Annotated in this window: 17 protein-coding genes and 1 riboswitch; of the genes, 16 read left to right on the forward strand and 1 reads right to left on the reverse strand. The window is 43.9% G+C overall.

Annotated features, from left to right (window positions below):
* Positions 1 to 58 precede the first annotated feature (58 nt).
* The 16 genes from MKZ05_RS07625 (at position 59) to MKZ05_RS07700 (ending at position 15,837) form a co-directional block, all read left to right on the forward strand.
* Positions 59 to 982, forward strand: a complete 924-nt coding sequence (locus tag MKZ05_RS07625) for an aspartate carbamoyltransferase catalytic subunit (protein WP_253622632.1) — start codon at positions 59 to 61, stop codon at positions 980 to 982.
* Positions 966 to 2,252 carry a dihydroorotase gene (locus MKZ05_RS07630; RefSeq protein WP_106033181.1) on the forward strand — a complete coding sequence of 429 codons (1,287 nt, stop codon included), beginning with the start codon at positions 966 to 968 and terminating at the stop codon, positions 2,250 to 2,252. Before MKZ05_RS07625 ends, MKZ05_RS07630 begins: the two co-directional genes overlap by 17 nt.
* Positions 2,249 to 3,343: a carbamoyl phosphate synthase small subunit gene (locus MKZ05_RS07635; RefSeq protein WP_339162066.1), complete on the forward strand. Its 1,095-nt coding sequence runs from the start codon at positions 2,249 to 2,251 to the stop codon at positions 3,341 to 3,343. Before MKZ05_RS07630 ends, MKZ05_RS07635 begins: the two co-directional genes overlap by 4 nt.
* Complete coding sequence (carB, locus tag MKZ05_RS07640) at positions 3,328 to 6,543, forward strand: carbamoyl-phosphate synthase (glutamine-hydrolyzing) large subunit (protein ID WP_339162069.1); 3,216 nt, start codon at positions 3,328 to 3,330, stop codon at positions 6,541 to 6,543. Before MKZ05_RS07635 ends, carB begins: the two co-directional genes overlap by 16 nt.
* A complete protein-coding gene (locus MKZ05_RS07645) occupies positions 6,540 to 7,316 on the forward strand; it encodes a dihydroorotate dehydrogenase electron transfer subunit (protein ID WP_003211895.1) in 777 nt (258 codons plus the stop codon). Before carB ends, MKZ05_RS07645 begins: the two co-directional genes overlap by 4 nt.
* On the forward strand, positions 7,310 to 8,242 hold the full coding sequence (locus tag MKZ05_RS07650) for a dihydroorotate dehydrogenase (RefSeq protein ID WP_050945079.1): 933 nt from the start codon (positions 7,310 to 7,312) through the stop codon (positions 8,240 to 8,242). The genes MKZ05_RS07645 and MKZ05_RS07650 overlap by 7 nt, the downstream gene beginning before the upstream one ends.
* Entirely contained in the window at positions 8,214 to 8,918 is a 705-nt protein-coding gene (gene pyrF, locus MKZ05_RS07655; protein WP_106028971.1) for an orotidine-5'-phosphate decarboxylase, read from the forward strand. The genes MKZ05_RS07650 and pyrF overlap by 29 nt, the downstream gene beginning before the upstream one ends.
* A 7-nt stretch (positions 8,919 to 8,925) precedes the next feature.
* Positions 8,926 to 9,564: an orotate phosphoribosyltransferase gene (gene pyrE, locus MKZ05_RS07660; protein ID WP_044141967.1), complete on the forward strand. Its 639-nt coding sequence runs from the start codon at positions 8,926 to 8,928 to the stop codon at positions 9,562 to 9,564.
* A gap of 213 nt (positions 9,565 to 9,777) precedes the next feature.
* Positions 9,778 to 9,880: riboswitch (SAM riboswitch) on the forward strand.
* A 68-nt stretch (positions 9,881 to 9,948) separates the two neighbouring features.
* Positions 9,949 to 10,140: a DUF2292 domain-containing protein gene (locus MKZ05_RS07665; RefSeq protein WP_003211143.1), complete on the forward strand. Its 192-nt coding sequence runs from the start codon at positions 9,949 to 9,951 to the stop codon at positions 10,138 to 10,140.
* Positions 10,127 to 10,828 (forward strand): phosphoadenylyl-sulfate reductase, encoded by a 702-nt coding sequence (locus tag MKZ05_RS07670; RefSeq protein WP_003211029.1) that lies wholly within the window; start codon positions 10,127 to 10,129, stop codon positions 10,826 to 10,828. The genes MKZ05_RS07665 and MKZ05_RS07670 overlap by 14 nt, the downstream gene beginning before the upstream one ends.
* Positions 10,829 to 10,841: 13 nt before the next feature.
* Positions 10,842 to 11,906 carry an inorganic phosphate transporter gene (locus MKZ05_RS07675; protein WP_253622630.1) on the forward strand — a complete coding sequence of 355 codons (1,065 nt, stop codon included), beginning with the start codon at positions 10,842 to 10,844 and terminating at the stop codon, positions 11,904 to 11,906.
* A 57-nt stretch (positions 11,907 to 11,963) separates the two neighbouring features.
* Positions 11,964 to 13,100, forward strand: coding sequence for a sulfate adenylyltransferase (sat, locus tag MKZ05_RS07680; RefSeq protein WP_339162074.1), 1,137 nt, complete (start codon positions 11,964 to 11,966; stop codon positions 13,098 to 13,100).
* Between the two features lie 14 nt (positions 13,101 to 13,114).
* Positions 13,115 to 13,708: an adenylyl-sulfate kinase gene (gene cysC / locus MKZ05_RS07685; protein WP_003212173.1), complete on the forward strand. Its 594-nt coding sequence runs from the start codon at positions 13,115 to 13,117 to the stop codon at positions 13,706 to 13,708.
* 29 nt (positions 13,709 to 13,737) lie between these two features.
* On the forward strand, positions 13,738 to 14,493 hold the full coding sequence (cobA, locus tag MKZ05_RS07690) for a uroporphyrinogen-III C-methyltransferase (protein WP_050945074.1): 756 nt from the start codon (positions 13,738 to 13,740) through the stop codon (positions 14,491 to 14,493).
* Between the two features lie 74 nt (positions 14,494 to 14,567).
* Positions 14,568 to 15,353, forward strand: coding sequence for a sirohydrochlorin chelatase (locus MKZ05_RS07695; RefSeq protein WP_339162077.1), 786 nt, complete (start codon positions 14,568 to 14,570; stop codon positions 15,351 to 15,353).
* Positions 15,334 to 15,837, forward strand: coding sequence for an NAD(P)-dependent oxidoreductase (locus MKZ05_RS07700; RefSeq protein ID WP_339162080.1), 504 nt, complete (start codon positions 15,334 to 15,336; stop codon positions 15,835 to 15,837). Before MKZ05_RS07695 ends, MKZ05_RS07700 begins: the two co-directional genes overlap by 20 nt.
* A gap of 30 nt (positions 15,838 to 15,867) precedes the next feature.
* Here MKZ05_RS07700 and MKZ05_RS07705 read toward each other — a convergent pair whose 3' ends face one another.
* Positions 15,868 to 17,577, reverse strand: a complete 1,710-nt coding sequence (locus MKZ05_RS07705; protein WP_339162082.1) for an NFACT RNA binding domain-containing protein — start codon at positions 17,575 to 17,577, stop codon at positions 15,868 to 15,870.
* Positions 17,578 to 17,658 lie beyond the last annotated feature (81 nt).

Consider the following 17,658-nt stretch of genomic DNA (forward strand, 5'->3'; position numbering starts at 1 on the left):
CGAGGCTTAGGGTTTTTTTGAACCTGAAAGTGATGAAAAACTAGAGGGGGAAGAAAAAATGAATGATTTATCGACAATGAGCAGCTTGTCTAAAGAAGAGATTTTACAGCTGATTGAAGAAGCAACGACTCTCAAAAAGGGGAAGCAAGAGCTTGGTTTAGCGGGAGAATTTGTAGCAAATCTCTTTTTTGAACCAAGCACAAGAACACGATTTAGCTTCGAAGTCGCCGAAAAGAAGCTGGGGATGAATGTACTAAGCTTAGATGCGGCAAGCACCTCTGTTCAAAAAGGCGAAACTCTTTACGATACGGTAAAAACGCTCGAATCCATCGGCGTGAAAGCTTGTGTGATCAGAGACAGCACCGATGAATATTACAACGAACTGATCGGGAAGGTTGGGATTCCCATCATCAATGCTGGAGATGGCTGCGGGCAGCACCCGACCCAATCACTGCTTGACCTAATGACCATCTATGAAGAGTTTGGCGGCTTTGAGGGCTTAACGATTTCGATTCATGGAGACATCAAGCACAGCAGGGTGGCAAGGTCGAATGCGGAAGTACTCTCAAGGCTCGGAGCGACAGTCCTTTTCTCAGGACCTGCTTCCTTCCAAGATGAGCAAAATCCTCACGGAACGTATGTCCAAGTAGACGAAGCCATTAGACAATCTGATGTGGTGATGCTGCTTAGAATCCAGCATGAACGGCACGCTAAAAAAATGGGTAATGAAGAATACTTATCGACTTATGGATTAACAGTAAACAGGGCAAACAACATGAAAGAACGAGCCATTATCATGCATCCAGCACCAGTAAACAGGGGTGTGGAGATAGATGATTCTTTAGTGGAATCAAAGCAGTCACGAATTTTCAAGCAAATGGAAAATGGCGTTTATGTCCGAATGGCGGTATTAAAAAGAGCTTTTCAAAATAGCAGACTACATCAAAAAGGGAGAGATTCTGTCTATGTCGTATCTCATTAAAAACGGTTTTATCTTAACAAGCACAGGTGAAAAAGTGCAGCAGGATATTAGGGTAGAAGGAAAAGTGATTCAAGCGATTGGTCACTTAGAAAGAGAAGACGGAGAAGAGGTCATTGATGCTAAAGGGCTATTTGTTTCACCAGGCTTAATTGATCTGCATGTACATTTAAGAGAGCCAGGCGGAGAGAAAAAGGAAACGATTGAAACAGGCTCTAAAGCAGCAGCAAGAGGCGGCTATACTACGATTGCAGCGATGCCGAATACACGCCCAGTTCCAGATACAAAAGAGCAAATGGAATGGCTCATGAATCGAATCGAAGAGACCTCTTCTGTCAGAGTACTGCCATACGCCTCCATCACAACTAGACAAATTGGGGAAGAGATGACAGACTTTGCAGCACTAAAAGAAGCAGGCGCCTTCGCTTTCACAGATGACGGGGTTGGCATCCAAACAGCAGGTATGATGTACGAAGCGATGAAAAAGGCAGCAAGTCTTGATCAAGCCATTGTCGCGCACTGTGAGGATAACTCGCTCATTTACGGAGGATGCGTTCATGAAGGAGAATTTTCAAAAGCGAATGAATTAAACGGAATACCGTCCATTTGTGAATCGGTGCATATTGCAAGAGATGTTCTTTTAGCAGAAGCAGCGAACTGTCATTATCATGTATGTCATATCAGTACGAAAGAATCTGTGCGAGTCGTTCGCGATGCAAAAAAAGCAGGCATCCGTGTGACGGCAGAGGTGTCACCGCATCACCTGCTCCTATGTGATGCAGACATCCCAGGGCTTGATACGAACTATAAAATGAACCCGCCTCTTAGAGGAAAAGAGGATCGCGAGGCACTAATCGAGGGACTGTTAGATGGAACGATTGATTTCATCGCAACAGACCATGCACCGCATACAGAAGAAGAAAAGAACGAAACGATGCAACGCGCACCTTTTGGAATAGTTGGGCTTGAAACAGCGTTCCCGCTTCTTTACACGCGATTTGTCAAAACAGGCGAATGGACATTAAAAAAACTCGTTGATTATATGACGATCAAGCCAGCAGAAGCCTTCTCCCTTCCTTATGGAAAGCTGGAAGAAGGACAAACAGCTGATATTACACTCATTGATCTAAACAAAGAAATGGCAATCGATAAAAAGAGCTTCTTATCAAAAGGACAAAATACACCGTTTGACAAATTGACTGTATCAGGATGGCCGGTCATGACACTTGCATCTGGGAAAGTCGTGTATGAAGAGGGGAGACTAGTAAAATGAAGAGACGCTTAGTGCTAGAAAACGGAACAGTATTCGAAGGAACAGGCTTTGGCAGCTTAGAATCGTCAGTCGGAGAAGTCGTCTTTAATACAGGGATGACAGGTTATCAAGAAATTTTGTCTGATCCATCATACTGTGGACAAATTGTCACACTCACTTACCCGCTTATCGGCAACTATGGGATTAACCGTGATGATTTTGAATCGATCACACCGTTTGTAAAAGGGCTGATTGTGAAGGAGTTTTGTGAAAAGCCCTCAAACTGGCGCTCTGCATACTCGCTCGATGAGTATTTAAAAATGAAAAACATTCCAGGGCTTAGCGGAATCGATACACGAAAGCTGACGAGAATGATTCGAAGTGCAGGTACTTTAAGAGGGGCATTTGCAGGACCGGATGAACAAGTGGAAGATGTGGTCCGCCGCCTTCAAACAATGCAGCAGCCAACAGATCAAGTGAGTCAAGTATCAGTGAAAAATGCGTATCCAAGCCCGGGAAGAGGAAAAAGAATTGTCCTTGTCGATTTCGGCATGAAGCACGGCATTTTGCGCGAGCTCAATAAACGGGACTGTGATGTCATTGTGGTGCCGTACAATATCACGGCAGATGAAGTACTGCAGTTGAAGCCTGATGGAATCATGCTTTCAAACGGCCCTGGGGATCCTGTGGATGTACCAGAAGCAGTCGAGATGATTCAGCAATTGATTGGAAAAGTTCCACTCTTTGGCATTTGCCTTGGACATCAATTATTCGCGCTTGCATGCGGCGCAAGTACTGAAAAAATGAAATTCGGTCACAGAGGATCGAATCACCCAGTGAAAGAACTAGCAACCGGCAAGGTCACACTGACAGCTCAAAACCACGGCTACACAGTTAGTGCCATTAACGAGGACGTGCTCGAAGTCACACACATCGCACTAAACGACAATACAATTGAAGGCTTAAAACATAAAGAAGCACCAGCATTCACTGTCCAGTACCACCCAGAAGCATCACCAGGTCCAGAAGATGCGAACTACTTATTCGACCAGTTCATGGACATGATTCATACAACTGAGAAAGAAGGGGAAGAAGTATGCCAAAACGCGTAGACATCAAAAAGATTTTAGTTATCGGTTCAGGTCCAATCATCATTGGTCAGGCAGCGGAGTTTGACTATGCAGGCACACAGGCTTGCTTAGCACTGAAAGAAGAAGGCTATGAAGTCGTTCTTGTGAATTCCAATCCAGCGACCATCATGACAGATACAGAAATGGCCGATAAGGTATACATCGAACCACTGACACCAGAATTCTTAACACGAATCATTCGAAAAGAACGTCCTGATGCGATCTTGCCAACACTTGGCGGACAAACTGGACTTAACCTTGCTGTTGAATTATCAGACCTTGGCGTATTAGCTGAATGTGGTGTTGAAGTATTAGGAACAAAACTTTCAGCTATTCAAAAAGCAGAGGACAGAGATCTATTCCGTAATTTGATGAATGAACTAAATGAGCCTGTACCAGAAAGTGAAATCATCCATAACCTAGAAGAAGCGATGGCGTTTACGAATCAAATTGGTTTCCCTGTCATTGTGAGACCAGCTTATACATTAGGCGGAACAGGCGGCGGAATTTGTACAAACGAGCAAGAGCTGAAGGAAATCGTCGAAAACGGTTTGAAGCTAAGCCCAGTCACACAATGCTTACTTGAAAAAAGTATTGCAGGCTTTAAAGAAATTGAATATGAAGTCATGCGTGATAGCGGTGATCATGCGATTGTTGTTTGTAACATGGAAAACTTTGATCCAGTCGGTATCCACACAGGAGACAGTATCGTTGTGGCGCCAAGCCAAACGTTAAGTGACCGTGAATATCAGCTGCTTCGCAATGTGTCGCTCAAGCTGATCCGGGCACTTGGGATTGAAGGCGGATGTAACGTACAGCTGGCAATTGACCCAGACAGCTTTCAATACTATATCATCGAAGTAAATCCGCGCGTGAGTCGCTCTTCTGCACTTGCGTCGAAAGCAACTGGTTATCCAATTGCCAAACTTGCAGCGAAAATTGCTGTCGGCTTAACGCTTGATGAAATGATGAACCCAGTCACAGGTAAAACCTATGCCGCCTTCGAACCGGCACTCGACTATATTGTGTCTAAAATTCCGCGCTGGCCGTTTGATAAATTCGAATCGGCCAACAGACGTCTTGGTACGCAAATGAAAGCAACGGGTGAAGTAATGGCGATCGGTCGTACATTAGAAGAGTCTCTTCTAAAGGCTGTTCGTTCACTTGAAGCGGATGTGCACCACATTGAATTAAAAGATGAAGCAGATATCACAAACGAAGTGCTTGAAAAGCGGATTATCAAGGCGGGAGACGAACGATTATTCTATATCGCCGAGGCACTTAGAAGAGGCTATACGGTTGAACAAATACATGAGTTCTCAAAAATTGATTACTTCTTCCTTCATAAACTGGAAGGCATCATCGCTTTTGAAAAGACATTAAAAGAAAACAAAGGCAATACAGACGTATTAAAAGAAGCGAAAGAAAAAGGCTTCTCAGACATCTATATTAGCCGCGAGTGGAATATGAATGAAGCGGATGTCTATACGCTAAGACAAGAAGCAGGCATCGTACCTGTTTACAAAATGGTAGATACTTGTGCGGCTGAATTTGAATCCGAGACGCCATATTTCTACAGCACGTATGAAGATGAAAATGAATCAGAACGTACAGACAAGAAAAGCGTCATCGTATTAGGCTCAGGTCCTATTAGAATCGGTCAAGGAGTAGAATTTGATTATGCGACCGTTCATTCTGTGTGGGCAATTAAACAAGCAGGGTATGAAGCAATCATTATTAACAACAACCCTGAAACGGTCTCAACAGACTTTAGTATTTCAGACAAGCTCTACTTTGAACCACTCACTGTAGAAGATGTGATGCACATCATCGATCTTGAGCAACCTGAAGGAGTCGTTGTCCAGTTCGGCGGACAAACAGCAATCAACCTAGCAGATGAATTATCAAATAGAGGGGTGAAGATTCTCGGCACATCTCTTGAAGACCTAGACCGAGCCGAAAACAGGGACAAGTTTGAACAAACATTAGAAGCACTCGGCGTGCCGCAGCCTAAAGGAAAAACAGCTACTTCTGTGCCTCAAGCTGTAGCGATTGCCAATCAGATCGGCTACCCAGTCCTTGTCCGTCCTTCCTATGTATTAGGCGGTCGTGCGATGGAAATTGTTTATCAAGAAGCCGAGCTTCTTCACTACATGGAGAATGCAGTGAAAGTCAATCCGCAGCACCCAGTCTTAATTGACAAATATTTAACAGGAAAAGAAATCGAAGTAGATGCCGTGTCTGATGGCGAAACTGTCGTGATCCCTGGCATTATGGAACACATTGAAAGAGCCGGGGTTCACTCTGGTGACTCGATTGCGGTTTACCCGCCGCAAACATTGTCTGAAGAGATCAAAGCGAAGATCGCAGAATACACGATCAAGCTTGCAAAAGGACTCAACATTATTGGGCTGCTAAACATTCAATTTGTTCTCTCAAAAGGTGAAGTGTTCGTACTTGAAGTGAACCCGCGTTCAAGCCGGACAGTTCCTTTCTTAAGTAAAATCACGGGCATCCCGATGGCAAACCTAGCGACAAAAGTCATTTTAGGAGAAAAACTCAAAAACTATGGCTACGAAGAAGGACTTCACACAGAGCAAGAAGGGGTGTACGTCAAAGTTCCAGTCTTCTCTTTTGCAAAACTAAGAAGAGTCGATATTACACTCGGACCTGAGATGAAATCGACAGGTGAAGTCATGGGGAAAGATGTCACAATCGAAAAAGCTCTTTACAAAGGATTAATTGCATCAGGCATTCAAATTCCTAAAGATGGGACAGTTCTTCTGACAGTTGCTGATAAGGATAAAGAAGAGGGACTGGAGATTGCGAGAAGATTCCATTCAATCGGCTACCATATTTTAGCGACAGAAGGAACAGCGAATTACTTAAAACAAGCCTCCATCCCATCAAGTGTTGTCGGCAAAATAGGAGAAGAAGGCAAAAACCTTCTCGATGTCATTCGAAACGGGGAAGCCCAATTTGTCATCAACACTCTGACAAAAGGAAAACAGCCGGCAAGAGACGGCTTTAGAATCAGACGTGAAGCTGTTGAAAATGGCGTAGCTTGCTTAACGTCGCTAGATACAGCAGAAGCGATTTTAAGAGTACTAGAAAGCATGACATTTAGAGCGGACGAAATGCCAGAAGTGAAAACGAATGCTGAGGTGACAGTAACGATATGAAAAAAGCATACTTGACGGTCGTCTCAAATCGAGAGATCGCTGATCATATTTACGAAATGACATTAAAAGGTGACCTTGTGGACTCCTTTCAAACGGCTGGACAATTTCTTCATATCAAGGTCAGCGAGTCCATGACACCGCTGCTGAGAAGACCGATCAGTATTGCCAATATTCATGCCGAGAAGCAAGAAGCAACCATCATCTATCGCGCAGAGGGAGAGGGCACAAAGCTTCTTTCCCAAAGGCGGGATGGGGAATCCATCGATGTCTTAGGGCCGCTTGGCAACGGGTACGATCCTTCAGTTGTTCAGCCAGGTCAGACAGCGTTACTAGTCGGTGGTGGAATTGGAGTACCGCCTTTATATGAGCTGTCCAAACGTTTAACGAAAAAAGGCGTCATTGTCAAGCATGTCCTTGGCTTTCAATCGAAAAAGGATGTATTTTACGAGGAGAAATTCCAAGCACTCGGAGATACATTTATCGCAACAGTTGATGGGACATATGGCGCAAAGGGCTTCGTGACAAGTGTCATTGAAGAGAATGATTTGAGCTTTGATGTCATGCTTTCCTGCGGGCCGACCCCTATGTTAAAAGCACTAAAAGACTCTTACCCCGATAAGCCTGTCTACATTTCAATGGAAGAACGAATGGGCTGCGGAATTGGTGCTTGCTTTGCATGTGTCTGTCATACCGATCAGCACGAAAAAGCTTACGTCAAAGTCTGTCTGGACGGACCTGTATTTAAAGCAGAGGAGGTGGCGTTGTCATGCTAAACGTTGAGTTACCCGGCTTATCTTTAAAGAATCCGATTATCCCTGCATCAGGCTGCTTTGGATTCGGGAGAGAATTTGCTTCATTATACGACTTATCCGTGCTTGGCGGTATCATGATTAAAGCCACAACCTTAGAGCCGAGATTTGGCAACCCGACACCAAGGGTAGCGGAGACAGGTGCCGGGATGCTCAATGCCATCGGTCTTCAAAATCCTGGCCTAAAAGGCGTGCTGGAAAATGAATTGCCTTGGCTTGAGCAGTTTGATACGCCTATTATTGCAAACGTCGCTGGCTCACAGGTCGATGATTATGTTGAAGTAGCGAAGCAGATCAGCCAAGCAAAAAATGTCCATGCCCTTGAACTGAATATCTCGTGTCCAAATGTCAAAACAGGCGGAATTGCCTTTGGTACAGATCCTCAAATGGCAGCAGCATTGACAAAAGCGGTGAAGGACGTGTCCTCCGTTCCTGTCTATGTCAAACTGTCTCCTAACGTAGCTAATATTGTGGAGATTGCTCAAGCGATTGAATGTGCTGGAGCGGATGGACTCACGATGATTAACACGTTAATCGGTATGCGTTTAGATTTAAAAACAGGGAAACCGATTCTTGCCAATAAAACAGGCGGATTATCAGGCCCTGCTGTCAAACCTGTCGCTGTGCGCATGGTACATGAGGTCAGTCAAGCGGTTTCTATCCCGATTATTGGAATGGGCGGAGTGCAAAACGCTGAAGATGTACTTGAATTTTTACTAGCAGGTGCGAGTGCAGTAGCTGTTGGCACAGCCAATTTTGTAAACCCATTTATTTGCCCAGAAATCATAGAAGAACTGCCAAATGTATTAGCAGCCTATGGGTATTCATCTGTAGAGGAATGTATCGGAAGGAGCTGGAAATATGAAGCACTTGCCCATCATCGCGCTTGATTTTCCATCAGGGCAGGAGGCGCTTGCCTTTTTAGAACCCTTTGAAGGGACACCATTATTTGTGAAGGTCGGCATGGAGCTGTTTTACCAAGAAGGACCTGCCATCCTTGACGCACTTAAAGAAAAAAATTGCCACATTTTCCTCGACCTCAAATTACATGACATTCCAACAACGGTGCAAAAAGCAATGAACCGGCTTGCCGCACTTGGCGTTGATCTAGTCAATGTACATGCTGCTGGCGGGAAACAGATGATGCAAGCTGCGTTAGAAGGGCTTGAAAGCGGAACGCCTGCTGGGCAAAAACGTCCGGGCATTATTGCAGTGACTCAGCTGACGAGTACATCTGAAGACATGATGAGAAGCGAATTACTCATAGACCGTCCGCTGCAAGAGACTGTCATCCGGTACGGTCAATTGGCACATGAAAGTGGACTAGACGGTGTTGTTTGCTCTGTTCATGAATCCAAAGCCCTTCATGAGCACATCTCACCTGACTTCCTCACTGTTACGCCAGGGATTCGTTTATTAAATGATCAAACCGATGATCAAAAGCGTGTGGCGACCCCTGCTTATGCAAAAGAGCAAGGTGTTTCACAAATTGTTGTCGGAAGGTCAATCACAAAAGCTGAAAAACCATTGGAAGCCTATCATCAAATTTTGAAAGAGTGGGAGTGACTGCCAGATGAAAACAAAAATCGCTAAACACCTATTACAAATCAAAGCGGTCTCATTGAAACCAGACGAACCGTTTACATGGGCAAGCGGTATCAAATCACCGATCTATTGTGACAACCGTCTCACCTTGTCCTATCCAGAAGTTAGACACGACATTGCTGAAGGTCTTAAAGAGTTGATTCTCACTCATTTTGAGGGAGCGGAGGTGATTGCTGGTACTGCAACAGCAGGCATCCCGCATGCGGCATTAGCAGCAGATCGTCTAAACGTCCCGATGTGTTATGTCAGAAGTAAGCCAAAAGCACATGGAAAAGGAAATCAAATTGAAGGTGCCGTATCAAAGGGCCAAAAGGTGGTCGTCGTAGAAGATCTGATTTCAACAGGAGGCAGTGTGCTTGAAGTGGTCGCTGCTCTTCAAGAAGCGGGCTGTGACGTACTAGGCGTTGCCGCGATCTTCACATACGGTCTGCCAAAAGCTGCGGCAGCATTCCAAGAGAAAAACATTCCATATGTCACCCTAACAGACTATGACACCCTGACAGACGTGGCACTTGAGCTGAAAGCGATTGAGCCTTCTGCTATGAATAAATTGAAACGCTGGAGACAAGATCCTTCCTCTGAATCTTGGATGGAAGAAACCGTCTAAATAGCTTCGTGTAGACAAACCCTCGCATTCTTTGTCAGGACTGCAAAGGTTTTCTATCACGCTGAATACAATATGAAGCTGCGCCTCCCCGCACAGCTTTTTTATTTGGTTAAAAATAGTAAAATAGACTCAAATTTAAATAAAAACTAATCCTATCAATAAAGTCGGGTTGACTTTTGTTTGAATTGTGTTAATATTTAAGACAAATTAAAACACTTATCCAGAGAGGTGGAGGGACTGGCCCGATGAAGCCCGGCAACCTGCGATTTGCAAGGTGCTACTTCCTGCAAAATGATTCTATTTTGAAAGATAAGGAAATCGTGAGCTTCCTCATCTTTCTTTCGGACTGAAAGGAAGTTTTTTTATTTTAACGGTGAGGGGGAAGTGAAGCAAAAGCAGGATGAAGACTTAATTGAAGCCTATGCAGAAACTGATTGGGGATATGAATTCAGTTTAGTTACACTGATTGTTCAGGACGGTCAAGTGATCCAAGTGGAAGAAGACAGAAAAAATTCAGTTGACGTAGTGCGGAGAGTAGTGATACTCCGGAAGGGGAGAAACAATGTTAACTTATGAAAATTGGCAAGAGCCGTCCATTACATTTCAAGAAGATGATTTGTATAAAGGGGCCTTATCTGTGCTGAAATGGGCATACGGTCATTATGGTGATCAGCTCGTTTATGCATGCAGTTTTGGTATTGAAGGCATCGTCCTCATTGATTTGATTGCGAAAGTAAAAAAGGATGCAAGAATTGTCTTTTTAGATACAGGTCTGCATTTTAAGGAAACGTACGACACAATTGATGCGGTAAAGGAAAGATACCCGGGTTTAGATATTGTGCTGAAAACCCCTGAGCTGACGGTTGAGGAGCAAAACGAGCAGCATGGTGATCAACTATGGAAAACAGATCCTCAAAGCTGCTGTCATATGCGTAAGGTCATTCCTTTGCAAGAAGCGCTATCTGGCTATCCGGCATGGCTTTCTGGCTTAAGGAGAGAGCAGTCTCCTAAGCGAGCAGGGACGAACTTTTTAAATAAGGATGAAAAATTCAAATCAGTGAAAGTATGTCCGCTTATCCACTGGACGTGGAAGGACATATGGAGATATGCATCTAGAGAGGAACTTACTTATAATCCGCTACATGATCAGGGATATCCAAGTATCGGGTGTGCCCCGTGTACACAGCCAGCATTTACTGCCGAGGATCTGCGGTCTGGCAGATGGTCAGGCACAGCTAAGACTGAGTGCGGATTACATGAGTAAGGGAGCATAGTGTATGGAAATTGCCGCAATTTTATTTAGTTTATTTTTCGCTCTAAACATTGGCGCGAGTGGTGCAGCAGCTTCGATGGGTATCGCGTACGGATCAGGTGCGATTCGAAAGCCGATCTATGCACTCAGTGTATGTGCAGTTGGGATTTTAGCAGGTTCAGTTATTGGCGGTGGTGAGGTTGTCAAAACGATTAGCTCTGGAATTATGCCTGAATCCGTCATTACACTTGAAATTGTTTGTATTATTATTGGTTCTGCTGCATTATCACTCTTTATAGCGAATCTGATGGCCATCCCTTTATCAACGAGTGAGGTGACAGTAGGAGCTGTAGTTGGTGTCGCGGTCGCATATAAAGTATTGTATGTGAAATCCATTTTAGTCATTGTGGCATTTTGGGTCATCATTCCGCTTGTCGCCTTTCTTTTTACCTTTGTTGTAGTCAAAATCATCAGAATGTTCCCTAAACGTAAGCTGTCTAAAAAAGGAACATTTATTTTATCCATTGTTTTAATCCTTAGTGGATTTTTAGAAGCATTTTCGGCAGGTATGAACAATGTGGCAAATGCAGTCGGTCCACTTGTTGCCGCGGGCGTTTTGTCAGTTGGGCAAGGAACACTTTACGGCGGAATCTTCGTCGCCATTGGAGCCCTCTTGCTTGGTAGAAGAGTACTAGAAACAAACGGAAAGAAAATTACCCGCTATCAAACGGGCGAAGGGATATTGCTTTCCGGTACCGGTGCTGGACTTGTCATCGTCAGCTCTATTTTTGGGCTGCCAGTTCCACTTACCCAAATCACCTCCTCGTCTATCATTGGGCTTGGCATGGCAAAAGGCGGACCTAATATTTTTCATAAACATGTGGTGAAAAAAATGCTGAAAGTGTGGGTAGTATCACCCTTTTTATCACTTAGTCTATCGTATTTGCTAGTGAGTCTTTTCTTAAAAGGGGACTATTACTCTATCTTTATCATGATGAGTGTACTGCTTGCCTCACTTGGTGCGCTAAGTCTGATGAAGGCAGTCAAAAATGAAAGCAGCTCGATTCATGAACAGGGCGGCGGGATTTAACGACAAATCCGACTATTTACATCTAATAAATATGAACATTGAGAGGAAGATGAACAAATGAGTTTAACACCACATGGTGGCGTATTAATTAATCGAGTAAATGAAGAGTATGACCTCAGCACGGCTGCAAAGGAAATTGAACTAGATGCTATCTCTTTTGCAGACCTTGAACTCATAGCAATTGGCGGGTATAGTCCAATTGAAGGGTTTTTAACAAAAGCTGATTATGAAGCGGTTGTGAGCAGTATGCGGCTAGCAAGTGGTGTCGTTTGGTCTCTTCCTATTACACTGCCAGTGACAAAGGAAAAGGCAGCGAAAATCCATCGAGGCGAGATTGTGCGTCTATCGTATAATGGAACTGTATATGGCGTGATTGAAGTAGAGGATCAATACACACCAGATAAGGAAAAAGAAGCGGTGAATGTGTATAAAACTGATGACCGCAATCATCCAGGCGTGAAAAAATTATTTGAACGCGGTGATACGTACATTGGTGGTAAAATTACACTGACGAAACGAAGCGAAAAACCATTCCCTCAATTTACGTATGAGCCGGAAGAAACAAGACGTCATTTTAAAGAGAACGGCTGGAAAACGATTGTTGGTTTCCAAACGAGAAACCCTGTTCACCGTGCCCATGAATATATTCAAAAGACAGCACTTGAAACCGTCGATGGTTTGTTTTTAAATCCACTTGTCGGTGAAACAAAATCAGACGATATTCCGGCAGACGTGAGAATGAAAAGCTATCAAGTGTTATTGAACGGTTATTACCCAAAGGATCGCGTCTTTTTAGGTGTTTTTCCTGCGGCAATGCGTTATGCTGGACCAAAGGAAGCAATCTTTCACGCGCTTGTTCGTAAAAATTACGGCTGTACTCACTTTATTGTGGGAAGAGATCATGCAGGTGTTGGTGATTATTACGGCACATACGAGGCGCAGGAGTTATTTGAACAATTTACAAGCGAAGAAATTGGCATTACCCCGTTAAAATTTGAACATAGCTTCTACTGTAATACATGTGAAGCAATGGCAACACCAAAAACATGTCCTCACGATAAAAGCGAGCATGTCATTCTTTCAGGTACAAAGGTTCGAACGATGCTGAGAAACGGAGAATTACCGCCAAGCACGTTCAGCCGAAAAGAAGTCATTGAAACATTAATCGAAGGATTAAAAACGACGGTATCTTAATGGGAGGGTATGACATGAGCAACGAACATATCGTGTGGCATGATTCATCTATTACAAAAAAAGAATATCAACAGAAAAACAATCATAAAAGCGGCATTATTTGGCTCACAGGTCTAAGTGGATCAGGTAAATCTACAATTGCAAATGCAGCGGCTAGAGAGCTGTTTGAACAAGGTTATCAAGTCACTGTTCTTGATGGCGATAATGTGCGGCATGGATTGAATAAAGATTTAGGGTTTTCAGATGATGACAGAAAAGAGAACATCCGACGTATCGGAGAAGTGGCGAAATTATTTGTTGAGCAAGGAACGATTGTCATCACGGCTTTTATTTCACCATTTCAAGAAGACCGCCGCATTGTCAGACAGTTAGTTGAAGCGGGAGAATTTCACGAAGTGTTTGTGAAATGTGATCTGAACGTATGCGAAGAGCGTGACCCAAAGGGGTTATATAAAAAAGCTAGAAATGGCGAAATTCCATTTTTTACCGGGATTGATTCACCGTATGAAGAGCCAGCTGCACCTGAGCTTGTTCTAGATACAGGTGAATTATCGCGTGAAGAGTCCAAACAGCGTCTTGTTGATTATGTAAAGGGAAAAGCGAAATAATCGCCTGATGGCAGGGGGAGAAAAGCACGATGGGGAAAGTATACATTGTGGGGGCTGGACCTGGGGATCCAGACTTAATTACATTAAAAGCCCTTAAGGCAATACAGCAGGCAGATGTCATTTTATATGATCGTCTTGTCAATCAAGAAATACTCGCCCACGCCAAACCCGAGGCGGAATTAATCTATTGCGGCAAGCTCCCGAATCATCATACGATGAGACAGGAAGCCATCAATGAAGCCCTTGTGACCCATGCAAAGGAAGGGAATGTTGTCGTCCGTCTGAAAGGCGGCGACCCCTTTGTATTTGGCCGAGGCGGTGAAGAAATCGAATGCTTAGCTGAGCACGGAATTCCATATGAAGTTGTCCCGGGGATTACCTCTGGTATTGCAGCAGCTGCTTATGCAGGCATTCCCGTGACGCACCGTGAATTCAGCTCAAATGTTGCGTTTGTCACGGGTCACTATCAAAAGGATGAGCATTTTGAAGAAAAGTGGGAGGCACTGGCTACAGGGATTGATACCCTTGTGATTTACATGGGCGTCAAAAACGTAGAAAGAGTGCAGCAGCTTCTTATAAAAAATGGACGTGATCCAGAAACGCCAGCAGCGTTTATACACTGGGGAACCACGACAAGGCAAAAGACGACTTGCTGCACTGTGGCGACACTGTCTGAAACCGTTGAAAAAGAAGGCATCGAGCATCCAAGCTTAATAGTTGTTGGAGATGTCGTTCATTTTCACCAAAAGCTGAACTGGTTTGAACCTGCCCTTATTGAGAAATGAGATTGATAAAGACAAGACACGTACATTGATCGTGTCTTTTCGTCTGAATAATACAAGTGAGAGGGAGGAGCCGCATGAAACAAGCTGTACTTTATGTTGGGCATGGAAGCAGGGTAAAAGAAGCACAAGATAAAGCCATTTCTTTTATGAAAAGCTGTATGCCGTTAGTAGAAGCCGAAATACAAGAAATTTGTTTTTTAGAACTAACAGCCCCTTCTATAGAGGAAGGCTTTGAAGCCTGTGTGAACAAAGGAGCTACACACATTGCGATCGTCCCGCTCCTCCTTTTAACTGCTATGCATGCTAAATCGGATATTCCAGTTGAGATTGAGAAAGTTCAAAAACGATACCCGCAAGTGAAGGTCACATACGGGAAACCAATTGGGGTCAATCAAGAAGTGACAAAAGCAGTTGCTGCAAGAATTGAAGAAGCAGGATATCAAGGCGGGAAAGCACGGATTCTTTTAATTGGCCGCGGAAGCTCTGATCCAGATGTGAAGCGAGATGTGTTTGGCATTGCGGACGATGTCCGGCGCCTGCTTCCTCTTGCTGAGGTCTTGCCATGTTTTATTACGGCATGTGAGCCAAATTATCGAGATGTTCTTGCGCAATTAACAGCAGATGATGATGCGCCTGTTTATCTCGTTCCTTACTTGTTGTTTACGGGTATTTTAATGAAAGAGATTGAAAGCGAAGCGGCTCAGGCGAGAGAGAGGCTGAAAGCTGTCCGGGTATGCCGGTATATTGGCTTTCATCCGCATGTAAAAGCAGCTTATATTGAACGCGTGCAAGAAACCATTTTAAACAAAGACGATGTGTTTCATTTCCAAGGAGAAAGCCATGCTTCCAGTCCATCTTGATTTAACCAATCAACAAGTGCTCATCGCCGGCGGTGGAAAAATAGCCGCAAGAAGGGCAGAGGTGCTATGCATAGAGCCTTGCCATATCACCATCGTGAGTCCTGATATTTCTAAAGAGATGGCGCGTCTCATTGATACATACAACCTGAATTGGAAAGAAAAGAAAGTGGAAGCTCAAGATGTAGAGGATGCATTTTTCATTGTCGCTGCTACAAATGATCCGGTGGTAAATGAATGGATTGCACAAACAGCACGGCCTCACCAGCTTGTGAATTGTGTGAGCCAATCAGAGCTTGGCAATGTGATCGTGCCAAAGGTGGTCAAAGCAGGGAAAGTGACGATTTCAGTCTCTACAAGCGGTGCAAGCCCAGCCCTGACAAAACAGCTGGCTGCGGAAATTGAGGCATTGCTTGAACAAGAGGATGTAGATGCACTTGATGCTCTCTATATCGAAAGAAAAAAACAACAAAGAAAAAGCCGATAAAATCTCTTGAAAGGATTTTATCGGCTTTTATTATTTTCGCAGCTTTAGAACCACATCTTCGTCAGGCGTGACAAATAATGTTTGCTGTTGATCATACGTCACAAATCCGGGCTTGGCTCCATTCGGTTTTTTCACATGCCGGATTTTCGTGTAATCGACAGGAACGGAGCTCGACTCCTTTGCCTTCGAGAAGTAGGCAGCGATTTGAGCCGCTTCAAGCAGCGTCTGTTCATCAGGCGTTTGATGACGGATGACGACATGTGATCCAGGAATATCTTTCGTGTGCAGCCAAATATCGTCACGGGCAGCCGCCTTTGTGGTTAAATACTCGTTTTGTTTGTTGTTTTTTCCGACTAATATCGGAATCCCTTGAGACGATTCATACGCTTCAAGCTGAATGGCCGCCGTTTTTTTCTTTTTGGCGTTGCGCTTTTGTTTGGCGCGTAAATATTTCCCTTCAACAAGCTCTTCTCTCATTTCCTCTAAATCCTTCGGTGAGGCAGAGGACAGCTGCTGAATCAACTCATCAAAATAAGCAATCTCTTCATGCGTCCGCTCAATTTGCTCATTGACCGCTTCCACTGCATTTTTTGCCTTTTGATATTTTGTGAAATATGCTTGCGCATTTTCAGAAGGGGTTTTGTTTGTTTTGAGCGGTATCGTGATCTCTCCACCATCTTCATCATAATAATTGATGACAGTCGCTTCTTTATCCCCTTTTTTGATGGCATAGATATTGGCTGTTAGCAATTCGCCATAGAGCTGGTATTTATGGGCATTTTGAGATTCTTCAAGGGTTCTGTTCAGTTTTTTGAGCTTGTTTTCATTTTTCTTTTTTTCATTTACGACAAACCGTTCAAGGTCAGACGCTTGTTGTTTCACTCTGTCTCTTTCAGCTTTGCCGAAATAAAAGCGGTCAAGCAACTGGCTGAGAGAGTCGAATGTCTTCATCTCGCCTTGGACATGCTGTAGTTCTAATAAATAGAAATACTCCTTTCCATCTTTTCTTGTCAGCTGCGGGGTAAAGGAATGCATGCGAATCAGCTGGAACATGTCGACTAGTGTATTTGGAATTGTTTCCTGATTGGCAAGACCGGCCCTGTGAACAGCTTCCTTTGCAAACAGCGGAGAAACCCCAGAGAATGTATCGACAATTTGCTTTGTGATCATTCCTTCTTGAAAGCGTAAATGCTTTAAAATATCGTCCTTCGTTACTGCAAACGGATTTAATTTTTGCTGCGCAGGCGGCAGAAGGTATTCGTGCCCAGGAAGCACTGTTCGATAGCTGTTTACAGATGGAGAAAGATGCTTCAAGCCATCGATGATCTGCTGCGTATCATCTTCGACAAGAATCAAATTACTATGCCTTCCCATGATTTCAATGTAGAGCTTTCGCGTCTGTTCGTCGCCAATTTCATTGCGGCTTCGTACATGAAGTACGATCACCCGGTCAAATCCAATTTGTTCAAAACGCTCAATAAATCCGCCCTCAAGATGCTTTCTAAGGAGCATACAAAACATTGGAGGTTCGCTTGGATTGTCATATTGCTGCTCTGTGAGCTGCACTCTAGCATAGCTCGGATGAGCGGATAAAAGGAGCTTATGATTCTTTCCGTTTGCCCGGATATGAAAAATCAACTCGTGCTTATATGGCTGATGAATTTTTGAAATTCTTCCACCAGTTAATGTCTCTTGCAATTCATTTGTCATACCATATGTAAAAATGCCGTCAAATGACATGTTGGATACACCCTCTTCTTTCACACAAATCTACTGAAAGAACCTTCCATTTCTCGTTCTTTAGGCAGTCTTATTATTATA

This window comes from Bacillus sp. FSL M8-0277 (assembly GCF_037975305.1).
Lineage (GTDB): Bacteria > Bacillota > Bacilli > Bacillales > Bacillaceae > Bacillus > Bacillus pumilus.

Coding starts and splice junctions, on each gene's coding strand:
- MKZ05_RS07625 (WP_253622632.1), top strand. CDS start 59: ATGAATGATTTATCGACAATGAGCAGCTTGTCTAAAGAAGAGATTTTA.
- MKZ05_RS07630 (WP_106033181.1), top strand. CDS start 966: ATGTCGTATCTCATTAAAAACGGTTTTATCTTAACAAGCACAGGTGAA.
- MKZ05_RS07635 (WP_339162066.1), top strand. CDS start 2,249: ATGAAGAGACGCTTAGTGCTAGAAAACGGAACAGTATTCGAAGGAACA.
- carB (WP_339162069.1), top strand. CDS start 3,328: ATGCCAAAACGCGTAGACATCAAAAAGATTTTAGTTATCGGTTCAGGT.
- MKZ05_RS07645 (WP_003211895.1), top strand. CDS start 6,540: ATGAAAAAAGCATACTTGACGGTCGTCTCAAATCGAGAGATCGCTGAT.
- MKZ05_RS07650 (WP_050945079.1), top strand. CDS start 7,310: ATGCTAAACGTTGAGTTACCCGGCTTATCTTTAAAGAATCCGATTATC.
- pyrF (WP_106028971.1), top strand. CDS start 8,214: ATGAAGCACTTGCCCATCATCGCGCTTGATTTTCCATCAGGGCAGGAG.
- pyrE (WP_044141967.1), top strand. CDS start 8,926: ATGAAAACAAAAATCGCTAAACACCTATTACAAATCAAAGCGGTCTCA.
- MKZ05_RS07670 (WP_003211029.1), top strand. CDS start 10,127: ATGTTAACTTATGAAAATTGGCAAGAGCCGTCCATTACATTTCAAGAA.
- MKZ05_RS07675 (WP_253622630.1), top strand. CDS start 10,842: ATGGAAATTGCCGCAATTTTATTTAGTTTATTTTTCGCTCTAAACATT.
- sat (WP_339162074.1), top strand. CDS start 11,964: ATGAGTTTAACACCACATGGTGGCGTATTAATTAATCGAGTAAATGAA.
- cysC (WP_003212173.1), top strand. CDS start 13,115: ATGAGCAACGAACATATCGTGTGGCATGATTCATCTATTACAAAAAAA.
- cobA (WP_050945074.1), top strand. CDS start 13,738: ATGGGGAAAGTATACATTGTGGGGGCTGGACCTGGGGATCCAGACTTA.
- MKZ05_RS07695 (WP_339162077.1), top strand. CDS start 14,568: ATGAAACAAGCTGTACTTTATGTTGGGCATGGAAGCAGGGTAAAAGAA.
- MKZ05_RS07700 (WP_339162080.1), top strand. CDS start 15,334: ATGCTTCCAGTCCATCTTGATTTAACCAATCAACAAGTGCTCATCGCC.
- MKZ05_RS07705 (WP_339162082.1), bottom strand. CDS start 17,577: ATGTCATTTGACGGCATTTTTACATATGGTATGACAAATGAATTGCAA.